The organism is Chryseobacterium cheonjiense (assembly GCF_012927265.1).
GTDB lineage: Bacteria > Bacteroidota > Bacteroidia > Flavobacteriales > Weeksellaceae > Chryseobacterium > Chryseobacterium cheonjiense.
This window is the reverse complement of the sequence record NZ_JABBGF010000001.1, coordinates 424,164-440,155: the sequence shown is the minus strand read 5'-3', so window position 1 is coordinate 440,155 and position 15,992 is coordinate 424,164. Positions and strand designations below refer to the sequence as shown.

Below are 15,992 nucleotides of genomic sequence, written 5' to 3'. Positions count from 1 at the left end.
AAAAATAACCGTTATTCAAAATAACGGTTATCATATTTTTAATACTAAAGGATTTAGTAGGGAATTATTTAAAATCTTCAATCGCTTTATTTAGCAGATCGATCTGTTTATTAATGCTTGCCGCACTTTGAGGATTCTGTTTTAAAAGCTCCATTTTTTTATTCAGACCATCCTTCAGCATCTGGGTTATCATCATTTTTACCTGAGGATTTTCACCGATCTGACCTTTTGCCTGGCCGAGAATTTTTGTGATGCTTTCCGTAGCTTTTATATTATCGGAAGTCATAATCCAGTTGAATCCTTCTTCTGCAGATTTTCCAAGTTCAGGATTCTGGAATTTGATGAAGGGATAAAATGCAGCAAATTGTGCAATATTGCCCATTTGGGAAGCTACTTTATTCTTCACGATAATCGGAAGCATTTGTGCAGCCAGTGTTTCCGAAGCTCCCTCTAAATCAATTTTATCAGCATATGCAGCAGCTTTTGAAGGATCAATAGCAACAACAGCTCCCACAGAACTTCCTTTTACGGCGTTGGAGACCGCATTAATTCCTTTTTCAAAAATCGGCATGTACTTTTTATCCTTTGTTTTTGCCAATGCTGAAATTGCGGCTGCCTGTACCAGTGTTTTAGGATCATTGGAAGCTAACTTTTCAACATCTGAGCCTAAAGCCTTCAGCTGCTCTGCATTGGACAGATCCATAAGCTGCAATGCTTTTATCCTTGTTCTGAAATAAGGATCTTTGATCGCTGCAGATAATAATTTTGTTGCGGCAGGATTTTTTCCTACCTTATCTTTAATCCCGTTTAAGGCATTGTATCTGCTTTTGAATTCTTTGGAACCGGTAAACTGCATCAGGTACTGCTCAGGAGTTTTAGTATCATTGATATCTGCCAGCAAAACACCGTCTGCATTGATATTTACCAAATCTGCATTTTTGGAAACATCAAAGTTGAATGTGTTTTTCGCTTCCGCATTTACCCATACGTTGTATCTTTTAGGTTTTCCGTTCTCATAAACATCGATTGCAAGCGGAAACTGGAACGGTTGTTCCTGAGTCTGCTCGATGGTTACTGCAACCTGCTTTTTTACGGGTTCAAAAGTGTACGAGTAATTGATTTTCGGGTTTCCGCTTCCGAAATACCATTGATTGAAGAACCAATTCAGGTCTTTTCCGGAAACTTTTTCGAATGAAAGTCTCAGCTGGTGCGCTTCCGCATTTTGGTATTCGTTGGTTTTAAGATAATCCTGCATTCCGGCAAAGAAAGCCTCGTCACCCAAATAGTTTCTGAGCATATGAAGAATTCCGCCTCCTTTCTGGTAGGTTACGAGGTCGAAAACATCTTCGCGGGAAGCATAATCAAACCGTACGAGATTTTTTTTGAAATCGGTAGGATTGTGGATGTACATATTGACATCAGTCATCTGGTGGTAATCGGCCTGATCTTTTCCATACTTAAATTCATTCCACAGATACTCAGAATAGTTGGCAAATGATTCGTTTACCGTAAGATTGCTCCAGCTTTCCGCTGTGACAAGATCACCAAACCAATGGTGGAATAATTCGTGGGCAATGGTATCTTCCCAGGTGTTTTCATCAATTAATTGCCCGGGTTTCTGCAGGATATCACTTCCGTGAAGGGTGGCCGTTGTATTTTCCATTGCGCCGCTGACGTAGTTTCTTCCGGAGATCTGCGCATATTTTGCCCAAGGATAATCGTAGCCTAGTTTTTTAGAAAAGAACTCAATCATCTCCGGTGTATTTCCGTAAATCTGCTTCGCATACGGCTCATATTCTTTTTCGATATAATAATCTACAGGAATATTCTTCCATTTGTCTTTTACAATAGCATATTCTCCTACTCCCATGAAAAACAGGTAGGTAGAATGTCTTTTATCCATCACCCAGTGATCGGTTCTCAGTCCGTTGGATTCTTTCTGAGAATCTTTCAGGATTCCGTTGGAAAGGGTAACATATTTATCAGGAACCGTCATGTAGATTTCCTGCGTTGTTTTCTGATTCGGTTTATCAATGGTAGGAAACCATGCTGAAGAAGATTCGGTTTCGCCCTGCGTCCATATCTGTGTAGGCATATCGGGATCTTTGCCCTGTGCATTGATAAAATACAGCCCTTTTGCATCATTGATGGCGGCGCTCCCTTCCTGCTTCACTTCGTTTGGACGGGAAGTATATTTAATGTAAACTGTGTAATCCTGGTTTTTCTGGTAGGTTTTATCTAAAGTGATTTTAAGAACATCGTCTTTATAATCGTATTTTAAGGGAGATTTTTTACCGTTGCCCTCTAAAGCTACTTCATGAATCAGCATTCCTTTGGCATCGAGTGTGAGTTCGTTGGAAGGGTAAAAAAACGGTGATGCGGTGAGCCATTCTTCCCCGTTCATCTGCTCTTTCTGATAATCGAAATTTACCTTTAGCTTGGTATGTTTAAGTTCTGTCACTTTCGTATGAGTCGCTCTGTAGACCTTTTCTCTACCGGAAGTTTCAGTTTGTGCCGCTACATTGGTGGAAAAGAAAATTCCCAAAAGAGCGATCGATAAAATGACTTTTTTCATTATGATTAAAAATTATTTCTTGGTTAAAATATCAAAAATATCATTAACTAACGTTTCGTAATCCCCTTTTTTGAACTGTTCCTTTGTTTTGGCAAAAGCTTTTTTAAGTTCACTTTCCGGATTTTCGTCGTCAATGATTTCAGCCGAATCAACGCCTTTCAATTGAAGTATAGCCGTTTTGAGGACTTCAACGTCGGCATTTTTTTCGATATTTATTTTTAAATATTTCATATTATTTTTCTTTTGTGAAGGTATTTTCTGTTCCTCCCTGTTTGATGATGAACTGCTTTTTTTCCGGATAAAAGTCGATGACAATTCCTGCCATATCAAATTTAAAGCTGGTAGCAGAAGTCGCTTCGAGAGGAAATGCTCCTTGTCCGGTTGCCTGTGCCATCAGCGTTTTATCCTGGATAAAGATATTAATTTTCAGAGGCACATCCGGAGAAGAATAGGTTCCTGTATATTTCTGCAGTTCACCTTCATTAATTTCAACAGTTTTGAAAGATGGTATTTCAAAGTCCTTTCCTAATGCTGTTTCTATCAGTTTAATCGAAATGTCATTGGTATCCATAGCCGACTGATTTGTCGTAAAAGCAATGGCAACTTTCAGCGTCGGGAAATAGTACAATGCGGAGCTGAAGTTATCAATTCCTCCGGTATGACCAAATCCCCATTCTTTTTCAAACGGAACTTTTACCAGGCCGTATCCGTAACCATCCACAAAGTTTTTCATCTTTTTAAGGCTTTCTTTTTTAATAAGTTTTCCCTGTTCCAGCGCAAGAATAAAAGTTAAAAGATCTCTTGGGGTAGAAATGATATTTCCGGCACCGATAGGAATGCTCATATCCGTTTCGGAAGAAGCGATGTATTTTCCGTTGACAAACTGATATGATTTTGCCTGATTTTTTGAAGTGTCTATTTTTCCCCCGACTTCGGTTAACGTTAATTTAAGAGGTTTTGAAATTCTATCTTTAATCAGCTCTGCATAGGACTTTTTATATATTTTTTCAAGAATCAACCCCAGCAAAACATAGTTGGAATTGCTGTATTGATGTTTTGACCCCGGCTCAAAATCACTCTTGTATTTTTTAATGATATTTATTAAACTTTCTTCTGTCTGAGATTTTGTATAATACTCTCCGTATTCTGCTTCATCGGTAAAATTGTGAATTCCTGTTCTGTGCTGCAGCAAATTTTCGATGGTGATTTTTTCTGCATTGGGAATTTCAGGATAAAAATCTGACAGTTTTTTGTCTAAAGAGACTTTTTTATCTTCCACAGCCTTCATGATCAGAACTGCAGTAAAAGTTTTACTGATTGAGCCTATACGATATTGCGTATTTACGTTAGCCTTCTGATTTTTTTCTACATCAGAAAATCCGATAACTTTAATAAAAGTAGGACGATCATTTTCTGCTAAAGCAAAGCTTCCCATTACTTTATGGTGTATAAACAGAGAGTCCAGGTAATTAGACATTTTATCTTTCACTGTTTTTTGAGAGAATACCATGCCTGAAATACCGATTGCTGAAAGGAAAAGTAGTTTTTTAAACATATTTTGAGATTTACCGGATAAGTTGAAAATTTTCAGGAGATGTTACAAAAAAAGTGAAGTTTTAGGCTTCACTTTTACTGCTTATTTTCAGTAAGAATTTGTTTTAATTTTATTGGATCTCGTCTGCAATGCCAAAATAACTTAATAACTATCTCATCTGTTTTGACTTCATACATCAGCTGTACTTGTTTCTTTACGATCAGTGTATACTTGATGTTTGGAAATTGTTCTAAGGATGGATGTTTTACAATATCATCTTTTAAAGTTTGTCTGAATTTTTTAATATCATTTTCTAAAACAGTAATTTCTTTTATTGTCCATTTGATATTTAGAAAATCAATAATTTCTTTCAGCGATATTTTCGCAGTTTCCGAAATTGTTATTTTCATTTTCTTCCAAATATTTCATTCAGTACATCATCTGTAAGTTCCTGTGTTTTACCATTTTTATAGTCATTCTCACTTTGCTCCATTACTTTTGCAAAATATTCTGAATCTTCAATTTCTTTGCAGGAATATAGCTTCTCATTTTCAGAAATCTCAATATTTGTAACGCCTTTTATTTGAGATAACAGTTTTTTTATAAATGGAACATCTGCATATTCGTCTAAACTGATTTTAATTTCCATAATTTATGAATTTAAATCAAAGTTAATCAATTCTCTTTAAAACTAAATCGCCACCGGTGCCTTAATTCCCGGATGCGGATCATAATTTTCCAGCGTAAAGTCTTCAAAATCAAAATCAAACAGATCTTTTATTTCCGGATTAAGTTTCATCGTCGGAAGCGGTCTCGGTTCTCTGGAAAGCTGTTTTTTCACTTGCTCAAAATGGTTGTTATAGATATGAACATCTCCGAAAGTATGCACATAATCCCCAACTTCAAGATCACAAACCTGCGCCACCATCATTAACAGCAAAGCATAACTGGCAATATTGAAGGGAACTCCCAGAAAAACATCAGCACTCCTCTGATAGAGCTGTAAAGATAATTTTCCATCGGCCACATAAAACTGGAATAAAGCGTGACAAGGGGCAAGCGCCATATTCGGAATTTCTGCAACATTCCATGCAGAAACGATCAGTCTTCTGGAATCCGGATTTCTTTTGATCTGGTCAATCACGTCTGTAATCTGGTCGATCACTTTACCGTCGGCACCGTTCCAGCTTCTCCACTGCGCTCCGTAAACAGGTCCGAGATCCCCGTTTTCATCGGCCCATTCGTCCCAAATGGAAACTCCGTTATCTTTAAGATATTTAATATTGGTATCTCCTTTTAGAAACCATAAAAGTTCGTAGATAATAGATTTCAGGTGCACTTTTTTGGTCGTTACCAAAGGAAATCCTTTTGAGAGGTCATATCTCAGCTGATATCCGAAAACACTTCTTGTGCCGGTTCCGGTTCTGTCGGTTTTGTCTGTTCCGTTATCTAAAATATGCTGTAAAAGGTCTAAATAATTCTGCATCTGAAAAAGATTTTAAGGTTCAAATTTAAAGAAACTATTCTGAAAATTATATGAAAAAAGCGTCCATTTTGATGAACGCTTTCTATAGTTGAAATCAATTTTTATTAAACTGCTGTGTAGCCGCCATCTACCAGATAGTAGCCTCCCGTCATGAAGGATGATTTTTCTGAACTCAGAAATAATACAAGTTCGGCTACTTCTTCAGGCTTTCCTAATCTTCCCATAGGATGTTTTGCAACGAGCGCTTTTTTCATTTCGCTGTCAAGATTTTCGAGAAGCGGTGTTTCGATATATGCGGGTCCCACGGCATTGCAGCGAATGTTCTTCTGCCCGTATTCAGCGCCAATATTTTTGGTAAGTCCTACCACTGCGTGTTTTGCAGAAGTATAAGCTGATGAAAGCGGTGCCGCAACAGTCCCATGGATGGAAGCCATATTAACGATAATTCCTCCTCCGTTTTTCTCCATTTGTTCCAGCTCATATTTACAGCCGTAAAAAACGCCATCCAGATTGATGCTCAAAACTTTTCTCCAACTTTCAAGACTGTAATCTCCTGTCAAAGCCTGTTCGCCACCAATTCCTGCATTATTACATGCAATATCAAGTCTTCCGTAGATTTCTACTGTTCTTTTTACTAAAGCTTCCACTTCTTCAGGGTTTGAAGTATCTGCTTTTACAAATGATGCTTCTCTGCCTTGTGCTTTGATATCTTCCACAGCTTTATTGCCATGCTCTTCATTGATATCCGATACAATAACTTTAGCTCCTTCTTTAGCATACGAATGAGCTACTGCCAAACCGATTCCGGATCCTGCCCCTGTTACGAGCGCTACTTTGTTGTCTAAAATTCCCATATTATATTTATTAATTGGATACCACAATTTACAATAAATATTCCGTATTGCTTCTAAAGTAAGCAATAAAGTTTTCTTAAATATTGGTTAAAAATTCATCTGTATTGCAGGGAAAAAGGCTGAAAATTCAAAATCTTTTTACCAAATTTGTTTAACGGTTTGAGATGTATTGTTGATTGTAAAGCTTTGTCCTGTTATTAATCCTGTCATAGCTTTTGCTAAAGGAGATTCTGTGGAAACAGTCATCACTTTCCGGTTGTCATATATGATTTCTCCTATGGAAGCAGCGATATAAAATAACCCTTTGTCTGTCTCTATTAACGCTCCGTTCTGTACTTTTACTGAAGATTCGGTATTTACTTTCCGCAGCAATGATTGCTGACTCAGTGCTTCATTCAACTGTCTCTGCAGATTATTAATTTCCTGCTGGAGCATTTCCCTTCCTGTTTCGTACTTGTCGCCCATTGAACTTTTGGTATCGTTATTTGAAGCGCGGGTATCTTCAATGAGTTTTTCAAATTTCTGAATTTTCTCTGAAAGTTTGGTTTTTACGGTGTCCAGTAATTTTGATTTGTCCATACTACATTCATTTAACATAATGATTCCAAATGTATTAATAATTTAATTGCTATTATTATTCTAGATGCTATTATTGAAACAGATCACAATTTAACATAAAAACATTTTTATCACCATTATATGAAAATTTTCTAAATTTGACTGTTGATTTAACAAACTATTCAATTTCAAAAGTATAAATCATCTATTTTGTCTTTTATTTAAAAAAAACACTATGAAAAAAAATTTATTTACTACGTTATTAACGACTTGTCCTATACTATTTTTTTCACAAGTTGGGATTAATACACAAACTCCTCATCCTTCTTCTGTTCTAGACATACAATCCGACACCAAAGGATTGGTTGTACCAAGATTGACCACTGCAGCAGCTAATACCCTTGCTGCAACGGCAAGTGAAGGTCTTGTTGTATTTGATAAGGACAGAAAAGTCTTTATCGGTTGGGACGGCACAAAGTGGCAAAATCTGGGTTATGAAGAAATTAATACCGTTCCTTCTGCAACCAATGTCACAATTAGTGGGAATTATACAAGCGGTTCTGTACTCACAGGGAATTATACGTTTTCGGATGCGGAGAGTAATCCGGATAATGCAACTGCTTTAATCTGGAAAAGAGCAGATGATGCATCAGGAACCAATATGGTAACAATCGCTTCTGCGACAGCTCAAAACTATACTTCAACCTCTGCAGATCTGAATAAATACATTCAATTCTGTGTAACACCTGGGTCTTTAGTTGGTGCCTCACCGGGTTTACAAAAATGTTCTGCCTGGGGTGGACCCGTCGGCGCAAACCAAGCTCCTACCGCTTCCGGAGTGTCGATTACAGGAACTGCAATACAAGGACAAACTCTTACCGGAACCTATACTTATAATGATGCTGAAGGAAATGTGCAGGGAACTTCCACTTTCAGATGGACCCGTTCTGATAATGCATCGGGAGCTAATGAAACTACTATACCGGGAGCAACAGGTTCCAGTTATATCCTAGCTGCTGCAGATATTAATAAGTATATTAAGTTTTATGTTACACCAATAGCGGCTACCGGAACATTGATGGGTACAGAAACAGGATCAGGATTTACGGGTGCTATAGCTTCATTACCACAAACAAGTGTACAATTCAGTTCAGCTTCCTCTACTGTTTCTGAAGGTGTCGGAACTACTACACTGGTATTATCAATTACAAATCCCAGCACCACTAATTCAACTTCCGTGGATGTCTTTATTTCCGGAGGAACAGGTAGTTTAGCAGATATAAATAACTATACTACACAGACCGTAACTTTCCCGGCTGGTTCTTCGGCAAATCAGACCGTAACAATTACTGTTACTGATGACTCCTTGGTGGAAGGAAATGAAACAATACAGTTTGGTTTACAAAATGTAACTGGTGGCAATAATAACAGTGCTAATGCTTCAGGAATTCTTACAAATACTTTGACAATAACAGATAATGATGTTGCTGCACCTATTACACTGGCTGCATGGGATACCAATGGACTTTCCTTATGTGGCACCTCTCCTTTTGCACCAGCAACAATCGCTTCCAATATTTCAGTTGGGGGATTCACTTTAGGTTCTGGGGTATCTGCAACAGGATGTGCCTCCAGCACTTGGGGAGGAAGTAATTGGACAACAACATCAGTCTTAAATACAGCTATTAGCACTAATGATTTCTTTACATATTCAATTAATGCCAACACCGGAAACACTTTATCATTAAGTTCAATTGATATGTATGCGACCAGAACCAGTGCAGGGCCTACTTTATCGCAAATACAATATAGTATAGATGGTGGAAGTACTTATAATAATATAGGTTCTGCCATTACTATAAGTACTTCGGTAAGTTTATATACCATTGATTTAAGCCTTATTAGTGCTTTACAAAATGTTCCATCTTCTACCACTATACGTTTTAGAGTTGTTAATTATAGTGCTTCAGGTACAGGAAACTTTTATATCGGTAATAATATTGGTAATGATTATATAATAAAGGGTTATGTGAATTAGGTCACATTAAATATAATTATAAAGCCCATGCCTCCAGCATGGGCTTTTTTAAGGTTTATCTTCTTAACTAAGGATTTACTTTTCAAATACAGCATAATCGCCGGGCTTGAAATTAAAGTTCTTTTCTTCTCCAAAGTTTCGATTCATTTTGGTAAAAACATTTTTAAAGGATCCTGACAGATGTTCATCTTCAATACTGAAATCAACAGAATCTTTTGACATATTTAATACAACCAAAACTTCGTAATTGCCGTTTTTTCTCAAGTAAGAAAAAATCTTATCGTTGGCAGTCGTATTCAGGAGATAAGTTCCTACGTTGGGATCTCCTCCCCTTAAAGCGGGATTGGATGATTTCAGGTTTAATAAAGTCTTATAAAACTCCGCCATCTGGTAAGTATTGGTCCATTGTATAGGATCTTTTTCAAAGAACTCGAGTCTTTTCATGTTTGGGAGTTCCTGTCCGGAGTAGAGCAAAGGAATTCCGTTCCAGGTTGCTGAAAAAACAGCCATTGGTTTAGTAATTACTCCATACTTTTCATATTCCGTTCCGTTCCATGAGTTTTCATCGTGGTTTGAGGTAAACCAGGCTCTCATCGATCCGTCCCCGATATTGGAATACTGTATGAGCAGATCTTTGAGTTCCTGAATGGGAAGGTTTTTCTTATAATAATCTTCAGATTTGTGCATCCATTTCCATGAATAACTGGCATCAAAAACTTTTCCGTATTCAGGGTTTTCGAGTTCATCATATTCTCCGATCCAGAATAGTGGTTTTATTTTTTCTACCTCCGGGCGCGCCTGCTGCCAGAAATCTACTTCAACCCACGAAGCGAGATCACATCGGAATCCATCAATACCGGTTTCCCGGATCCAGAATTTCATGGCATCGATCATTGCAAGGCGCATTTCCTGATTTTTGTAATCCAGTTCTATAATATCATCCATTCCGGAAGCACGGTGAAAGCTTCCGTCAGGATCTTTGAGGTAAAATTCAGGATGTGTTTTTGTCCAGACATGATCCCATCCGGTATGATTGGCCACCCAGTCGATGATGACTTTAAATCCCAAACGATGTGCTTCGTTGACCATATGTTTGAAATCATCCATCGTTCCGAATTCCGGATTAATGGAAGTGTAATCTGCAGCGGCATACTGACTTCCCAAACTTCCTTTTTTATTTTGCTGTGCAATAGGAGTAACCGGCATAAACCAAAGGGTTTTCACACCCATCGATTTTAACCTCGGCATTTCTTTTTCAAACGCTCTGAAAGTTCCTTCTTTTGTATATTGTCTTACATTAACTTCATAAATATTAGTGGTGTGCTTCCATTCTTTAGGCTGTTCCGTCATTTTTTTTGTTGTATTTTGGGTGGCGCAGGAAATAATTCCCAAGCCCATTATCGCTAATAAAATTAATTTTTTCATATTTCTCTTTTAACAAAAATAGGAATTGTGATTGGAAAAAGTGAACTGTGAATGTTTAATTTTAAAATGCTGAGCATCTAAGTTAATATACCTGGCTGTTTCTGTTATGCTTCACTGATTTTTTAATACCTGACATTTCTCTATGTCTGAGATCCTAGCCGCGATTGCAGCAATTGTCTGAGCTCATTTTTAGTTTAGGTTTTGCGGCGGCGAAGCCGCCGCAAAACCTAAACTAAAAATAGCGAGTGCGGAAAGCGCGAAAAAGCTCCTGAAAAAAAATTAATTTTAACATCAATTATTCTGACACTAAATTTCTGGCTGCATCGCACAAAAAACCCTGAATGGCATTCAGGGCTGTATAATATTTGCTTTAATTATCTTTCGTCTTCGTTATCTTCTTCATCATCAAAGACATCGTCATTGTAATCTTCTTCTTCATCATCATCGAAGTTGTCATCATCCTCATCCGCAAAGTTTCCGCTAACATTGAAGTCTTCTTCAAAACTGAAATCATCATCCAGCAATGGCATGGCAGATTTTCTTTTAGATCCTCCCGTTCCGCTTTTGCTTGGCGCTTTTAAAGGAACATTTCCGAATCTATATACGGTGATCGGATAATTCACGCCTTTTGTCTCATCAATAATCTCAATCAATTCGCAGAAAAACTCCCACAGATCAAGAAGTCCGTACTGAAACTGAGCTTTATCACCGGTGCTTTCGAAAGCTTCATCGATATACACATCCGACATAATCTCTCCATCGCCATCGTCACTCATATCTTCCAACGGAACACTTTTTACGATCGTCCCGTCTTCTTCCAGCAAATTAAAAGCTGAAAGCTCGTCTCCCTGCAAGCTGAACGCACTTTTAATTCCTAAATGTAAGTTCCATAGCGTCTGTTTTCCTTTAACTTCGATATCCCGGAAAATATCTTCTTTCGCATCTAATATTACGCGGATTTTGTAAACCATCAGTTTAAAATTACTTTTTTGCCTTTGTTATTATGATAAATCTCTGTTGCAAATATAAAATAAATGAGATGTGACAAAAAAATATTTCAGGATTTTTTAAAATATTTTTTTTTCATACATTTTGCAGAAATTATTTACTTTTTTCAAGCATAAAACTGAATTTCGTGCCTTCAAGGTACACGCTTTCCACGGTGATGTTTTCGTTATGGGCTTCAAGAATATGTTTTACAATGGCCAATCCTAATCCTGAACCCCCTTCCCTTCTGCTGCGGCTGGTTTCTACGCGGTAAAACCTTTCAAAGATTCTTGGCAGGCTTTCGGCTTTTATTCCCATACCGTTGTCAATTACTTCGATCAGTACTTTATTTTTCAGGACGCTTGTTTTTACCACTACTTTTGCTTCCTGTCTGTTGGCATAATGAATGGCATTAGAAATAAGGTTAATAAAAACCTGTGAAATTTTCTGTTTGTCTGCCTCTACAAAAATCTGCGGATGCAGCGTCTGAATCTGCATGGTAGCATTGTGCTTTTCGGCTTCGAGATCAAGAAGATCGAAAATTTCCCTGATGAGAAGATTAACATCGAATCTTGATACGGTAAGGTTTATTTCTCCTGCTTCCAATCTGTTGATCATATCAAGATCGGTAACGATGGCAATGAGCCTTTCCACCGACTTATCAATTCTTTCAAGGTATTTGTCACGGATCGTAAGATTATCCACACCGCCGTCTCTTAAAGTTTCCACATATCCCTGAATGGAAAACAGAGGCGTTTTAAGCTCGTGAGATACATTCCCGATATATTCTTTCCGGTAACTTTCCATTTCTTTCATCATATCAAGCTCGGTAACTTTCTTTTGGTTGAGATCTGAAAATCTTTCTCCCAATTCTTTAATGGTAATATTCTCGTCATTGTCATGAACAATTTCCTGAGGCAACAGCTGTGAAAGACCTCGAACCTGTTTTTTACCGTAGTAATTGAATAACAGCTCTAACACGATATAATTAATTATAAATATAAGAACAAGGCAAATGAAAAGCCCTATTTTAAAGAAAGGGGTTCTGTAATAGATATCTTTTAGTGAATCGAAAATGATTACTAAAAGAAACATCACCAATGTCAGCAGACAAGAGGCGACGAGGGTAAGTCTGTAAAATTTCAATTTTACAATTTTTATGGGTTGATATGTAAAGGTAAGAAATTGAAATTGAGTATTAAACAATAAGTTTATACCCAATTCCTTTTAATGTCTGAATCGTATTGATTCCTAATTTTTCTCTCAATCTTCGGATATGCACGTCTATTGTTCTTTCTCCCACGATCACGTCATTTCCCCATACTTTTTCCAGGATTTCCTCTCTTTTGAATACTTTCTCCGTATTGGAAGCAAGTAAATAAAGAAGGTCAAATTCTTTTTTGGGAAGCAGGAACTGCTGTCCGCTTTTCGATACACGGAAATTGTCCTTATCGATGATCAGATCGCCGATCTCGATCAGCTTGGAGTTATCGGAAACCTGCGAAGTAAGCTGTAATAAAGCATTTACTTTGGAGATAAGGATTTTCGGTTTGATGAGCTTAACGATATAATCATTGGCTCCCGCCTGAAAACCTGCCAGCTGAGAGAATTCTTCGCTTCTTGCAGAAAGAAAAACGATAAGTGTTTTCTGAAGTTCTTTAATCTTACGGAGTTCCTGGCATGTTTCGATACCGTCTTTTTCCGGCATCATAACATCTAGCAATATAAGATCCGGAACAATTTCTTTTGCTTTGTCGATACCTTCGTTACCATTTGTAGCTGTATAGATATCATAGCCTTCTTTTTCCAGGTTATAAGACAGAATCTCTAAAATATCCAATTCATCGTCTATTAAGAGGATTTTCTTTTGGTTCATTTCTAATTTTTACGAGTCAAAGTTAATAATATTTTAATCACAGTTTAATAAAAGGGACATCGTTCACATAAAGTTAACAATTATATCCTTTTCTTAATGTTTAGTTAAGAAAAAATTAAATTTCCCTAAACCATTTACACCACAGATTCTTTCTTCCTTTGCACCGAAAGTTATATAGTAAAAAAGAAATGAATTTTAGAAAACTGAGTATCGCAGTTTTGTTTTTAACAACATCGGGAACTGTACTTTACGCTCAAGAGACCAAGAACGACACCGTAAAGAAAGAGAAAAAAATCGAAGGTGTAGTCATTAAAGGATCTACTAAAAAAGGAACTGAAGCCAACCTTATCAATTTGCAAAAGAAATCTGTAGAGGTAATAGAACGTGTAGGTTCTGTACAGCTTGCAAAACAAGGAGTCGGAGATGCGGCAACCGCTGTAACAAAGGCTACAGGAACCACTAAACAAGAAGGTAGCGGACAAATTTTCGTAAGAGGTCTTGGCGACAGATATAACAGCACTACATTAAACGGATTGCCCATTCCTTCTGACGATCCGGAATACAAGAACATTAATCTTGAAATCTTCAAGACTTCAATGATTGAATATATTTCCTTAGATAAAGTCTACAACCCTAAAATGCTTGGAGATTTTGGCGGGGCGAATGTGAATATCGTTTCCAGAGAGCATACAGGAAAACCTTATTTTAAAATAGGCCTGGGAAGCAGCATCAATCTTCAGACATTCGACAAAAAAGATTTCAAGGTACAGGACGGAGCACCGGGATTCTTTGGATATAAAGAAACTACTTTCACAAAAGGAAATCCTTATCAGAAATATCCTTTCCAAACTAACTGGAACTTTAAGAATGCACAAAATCCTTTCAATACAGATATGAATATTGAAGGAGGGGCAACTTTCGGTAAGCTGTCATTATTTGCCTATGCCGGATTTGAAAACTCTTATGAATACAGCCAGGGGCAGGAAGGATACTACTTCTTTGATAATACACCAAGCAAAAATTATACAAACGTAGAACGTTTCAATTATAAGACGAACACAACGGCTTTAGTTAATTTAGGATATAAAATCAATTCTAATCACAGAATAAGCTTTACATCAAACTACATCCATTCTTCTGATCAGTCGGCAAAGATTTACCAGGGATATTCTTATGATGTAGACAGAAATGTGATCATCAACAGAGGAGACAATAAGATTACAACCACTTGGGTAAACCAGTTATTAGGGACCCACAAACTGGGAGATACATGGTCAGCTGACTGGGCTTTAGGTTATAATATGCTAAACAGTAAAAGACCAGACCGTCTTCAGAACACGATTGATGCTACCAACTTACAGCTTATTGCAGGAAGTGCTATCAATAACCACAGATATTTTGATGAACTGAAAGATAATACGGTATTAGGACACGCATACCTTACCAAAACTTTTGAAAAATTTAAAGTAACGGTAGGTTACGATGGGCAATACAAAGACAGAAAATTTGAGAATACAACGATTGGTATGAACTTCAGTAATGTAGTACCGGTAGATCCTAATAATATCGACGGTTACATCAATGCCGGAAATAATTCATTATTCTCGTATATCACCTTCCAGCCGACTGATAAATTATTCAATCCTTTTTACTATACCGCAAAACAGAATATTCAGTCTGGTTTAGCCAATGTAGATATTACGCTTTCTGATAAATTCATCATTCAGGTTGGTGGTCGTTTTGATTACATCGACATGCAGATGAAATGGCTGGATCCAATTGCACAGGATGGTAAAAAGAATAAGCAGTACAACAAATTCTTGCCTGCTTTAAATGCAAAATACAGCATTAACGATAAGCAGAATTTAAGACTCGCTTTCTCTAAATCATATACCTTACCCCAGGCAAAGGAGATTATTCCTATTGCGTATTATGATGTAACTACAAATACCTATGGTAACCAGTTTCTTAATCCGTCTGACAACTACAATGCAGATCTAAAATGGGAATTGTTCCCGAAATCCGGTGAAGTTATTTCAGTAACGGCTTTTGGAAAATACATCCAGAATGCCATTGCCAGAACAAGCTATGCGAGTTCGGCTCCAAGTGATATGACCTATTTCAACATTTCAGATTGGGGATATATTGTAGGAGCGGAAGCTGAATTCAGAAAAGATCTTTATTCATGGAATAATTCAAAAGTTTATACTTTCCTGAACGCTACTTACATGCATTCTGAACAGGAATTTAAATCTGAAAACGAAATCGCAAAAGAAAACGGAGGCAAAACCATTGTATTCAACACTGAAAAAGATAAAATCCAAGGAGTTGCAGACCTTATTGCCAATGTAAACTTAGGATACAATTACAAATGGAATAATGTAAACAGTTTAGATTTCGTAGTTTCTTATTCACATATCGGCAGAAGCCTTTATTCTGTAGGAACAGGGTTTATCGGAAACTTTTATGAAGTACCAAGAGAAATACTCGATATGAACTTAAGTTTCACATTAAACAAGATCGGTATCGGAATTTCTGCAAAGAATTTACTGAATCCTCACTTCAAAATCGAACAGGAAAATACTACTAAAACTTTTATTCACAAAGACTATACAAAAGGTCGTCAGTTAGGATTAAACCTGTCATATAAATTTTAATA

14 protein-coding genes are annotated in these 15,992 nt (G+C 37.1%); 2 read left to right on the top strand and 12 right to left on the bottom strand.

Features of this window, described 5'->3' with window-relative positions:
* Positions 1-64 precede the first annotated feature (64 nt).
* The 8 genes from HHL20_RS02110 to HHL20_RS02075 all read right to left on the bottom strand — a co-directional run bounded on the left by HHL20_RS02110 (position 65) and on the right by HHL20_RS02075 (position 7,028).
* The gene (locus HHL20_RS02110) at positions 65-2,575 is read right to left on the bottom strand and encodes a M1 family metallopeptidase (RefSeq protein ID WP_169229540.1); all 2,511 of its coding nucleotides are present in this window, start codon (positions 2,573-2,575) and stop codon (positions 65-67) included.
* A 12-nt stretch (positions 2,576-2,587) separates the two neighbouring features.
* Entirely contained in the window at positions 2,588-2,806 is a 219-nt protein-coding gene (locus HHL20_RS02105; protein WP_169229539.1) for a hypothetical protein, read from the bottom strand.
* 1 nt (position 2,807) lies between these two features.
* Complete coding sequence (locus tag HHL20_RS02100) at positions 2,808-4,130, bottom strand: serine hydrolase domain-containing protein (RefSeq protein ID WP_169229538.1); 1,323 nt, start codon at positions 4,128-4,130, stop codon at positions 2,808-2,810.
* Between the two features lie 74 nt (positions 4,131-4,204).
* Positions 4,205-4,519: a hypothetical protein gene (locus tag HHL20_RS02095; RefSeq protein ID WP_169229537.1), complete on the bottom strand. Its 315-nt coding sequence runs from the start codon at positions 4,517-4,519 to the stop codon at positions 4,205-4,207.
* On the bottom strand, positions 4,516-4,758 hold the full coding sequence (locus HHL20_RS02090) for a hypothetical protein (RefSeq protein WP_169229536.1): 243 nt from the start codon (positions 4,756-4,758) through the stop codon (positions 4,516-4,518). Before HHL20_RS02090 ends, HHL20_RS02095 begins: the two co-directional genes overlap by 4 nt.
* 42 nt (positions 4,759-4,800) lie before the next feature.
* Positions 4,801-5,595 (bottom strand): thymidylate synthase, encoded by a 795-nt coding sequence (locus HHL20_RS02085; RefSeq protein WP_169229535.1) that lies wholly within the window; start codon positions 5,593-5,595, stop codon positions 4,801-4,803.
* A 104-nt stretch (positions 5,596-5,699) separates the two neighbouring features.
* On the bottom strand, positions 5,700-6,449 hold the full coding sequence (locus tag HHL20_RS02080; protein ID WP_169229534.1) for an SDR family NAD(P)-dependent oxidoreductase: 750 nt from the start codon (positions 6,447-6,449) through the stop codon (positions 5,700-5,702).
* Between the two features lie 138 nt (positions 6,450-6,587).
* Positions 6,588-7,028, bottom strand: a complete 441-nt coding sequence (locus tag HHL20_RS02075; protein ID WP_169229533.1) for a hypothetical protein — start codon at positions 7,026-7,028, stop codon at positions 6,588-6,590.
* 214 nt (positions 7,029-7,242) lie between these two features.
* Between HHL20_RS02075 and HHL20_RS02070 the strand changes: the two genes are divergently transcribed.
* Positions 7,243-9,045 carry a Calx-beta domain-containing protein gene (locus HHL20_RS02070; protein ID WP_169229532.1) on the top strand — a complete coding sequence of 601 codons (1,803 nt, stop codon included), beginning with the start codon at positions 7,243-7,245 and terminating at the stop codon, positions 9,043-9,045.
* Between the two features lie 75 nt (positions 9,046-9,120).
* On the opposite strand, the gene HHL20_RS02065 is transcribed toward HHL20_RS02070, so the two are convergent.
* The 4 genes from HHL20_RS02065 to HHL20_RS02050 form a co-directional block, all read right to left on the bottom strand.
* Positions 9,121-10,470: an alpha-amylase family glycosyl hydrolase gene (locus HHL20_RS02065; RefSeq protein ID WP_169229531.1), complete on the bottom strand. Its 1,350-nt coding sequence runs from the start codon at positions 10,468-10,470 to the stop codon at positions 9,121-9,123.
* Positions 10,471-10,844: 374 nt separating this feature from the next.
* Positions 10,845-11,441 carry an IS1096 element passenger TnpR family protein gene (locus tag HHL20_RS02060; RefSeq protein ID WP_169229530.1) on the bottom strand — a complete coding sequence of 199 codons (597 nt, stop codon included), beginning with the start codon at positions 11,439-11,441 and terminating at the stop codon, positions 10,845-10,847.
* 130 nt (positions 11,442-11,571) lie between these two features.
* Entirely contained in the window at positions 11,572-12,603 is a 1,032-nt protein-coding gene (locus HHL20_RS02055; RefSeq protein ID WP_169229529.1) for a sensor histidine kinase, read from the bottom strand.
* A 52-nt stretch (positions 12,604-12,655) separates the two neighbouring features.
* Entirely contained in the window at positions 12,656-13,333 is a 678-nt protein-coding gene (locus tag HHL20_RS02050) for a response regulator (protein WP_072885369.1), read from the bottom strand.
* A gap of 188 nt (positions 13,334-13,521) precedes the next feature.
* Here HHL20_RS02050 and HHL20_RS02045 point away from each other — a divergent pair, with 188 nt between their 5' ends.
* A complete protein-coding gene (locus HHL20_RS02045) occupies positions 13,522-15,990 on the top strand; it encodes a TonB-dependent receptor domain-containing protein (protein ID WP_169229528.1) in 2,469 nt (822 codons plus the stop codon).
* The last annotated feature ends 2 nt before the right edge of the window (positions 15,991-15,992 follow it).

Excerpts from the sequence above, each read along its gene's own strand:
- HHL20_RS02100 (WP_169229538.1), bottom strand. The coding sequence starts at position 4,130 with ATGTTTAAAAAACTACTTTTCCTTTCAGCAATCGGTATTTCAGGCATG.
- HHL20_RS02110 (WP_169229540.1), bottom strand. The coding sequence starts at position 2,575 with ATGAAAAAAGTCATTTTATCGATCGCTCTTTTGGGAATTTTCTTTTCC.
- HHL20_RS02095 (WP_169229537.1), bottom strand. The coding sequence starts at position 4,519 with ATGAAAATAACAATTTCGGAAACTGCGAAAATATCGCTGAAAGAAATT.
- HHL20_RS02050 (WP_072885369.1), bottom strand. The coding sequence starts at position 13,333 with ATGAACCAAAAGAAAATCCTCTTAATAGACGATGAATTGGATATTTTA.
- HHL20_RS02065 (WP_169229531.1), bottom strand. The coding sequence starts at position 10,470 with ATGAAAAAATTAATTTTATTAGCGATAATGGGCTTGGGAATTATTTCC.
- HHL20_RS02080 (WP_169229534.1), bottom strand. The coding sequence starts at position 6,449 with ATGGGAATTTTAGACAACAAAGTAGCGCTCGTAACAGGGGCAGGATCC.
- HHL20_RS02085 (WP_169229535.1), bottom strand. The coding sequence starts at position 5,595 with ATGCAGAATTATTTAGACCTTTTACAGCATATTTTAGATAACGGAACA.
- HHL20_RS02090 (WP_169229536.1), bottom strand. The coding sequence starts at position 4,758 with ATGGAAATTAAAATCAGTTTAGACGAATATGCAGATGTTCCATTTATA.
- HHL20_RS02105 (WP_169229539.1), bottom strand. The coding sequence starts at position 2,806 with ATGAAATATTTAAAAATAAATATCGAAAAAAATGCCGACGTTGAAGTC.
- HHL20_RS02070 (WP_169229532.1), top strand. The coding sequence starts at position 7,243 with ATGAAAAAAAATTTATTTACTACGTTATTAACGACTTGTCCTATACTA.
- HHL20_RS02060 (WP_169229530.1), bottom strand. The coding sequence starts at position 11,441 with ATGGTTTACAAAATCCGCGTAATATTAGATGCGAAAGAAGATATTTTC.
- HHL20_RS02045 (WP_169229528.1), top strand. The coding sequence starts at position 13,522 with ATGAATTTTAGAAAACTGAGTATCGCAGTTTTGTTTTTAACAACATCG.
- HHL20_RS02075 (WP_169229533.1), bottom strand. The coding sequence starts at position 7,028 with ATGGACAAATCAAAATTACTGGACACCGTAAAAACCAAACTTTCAGAG.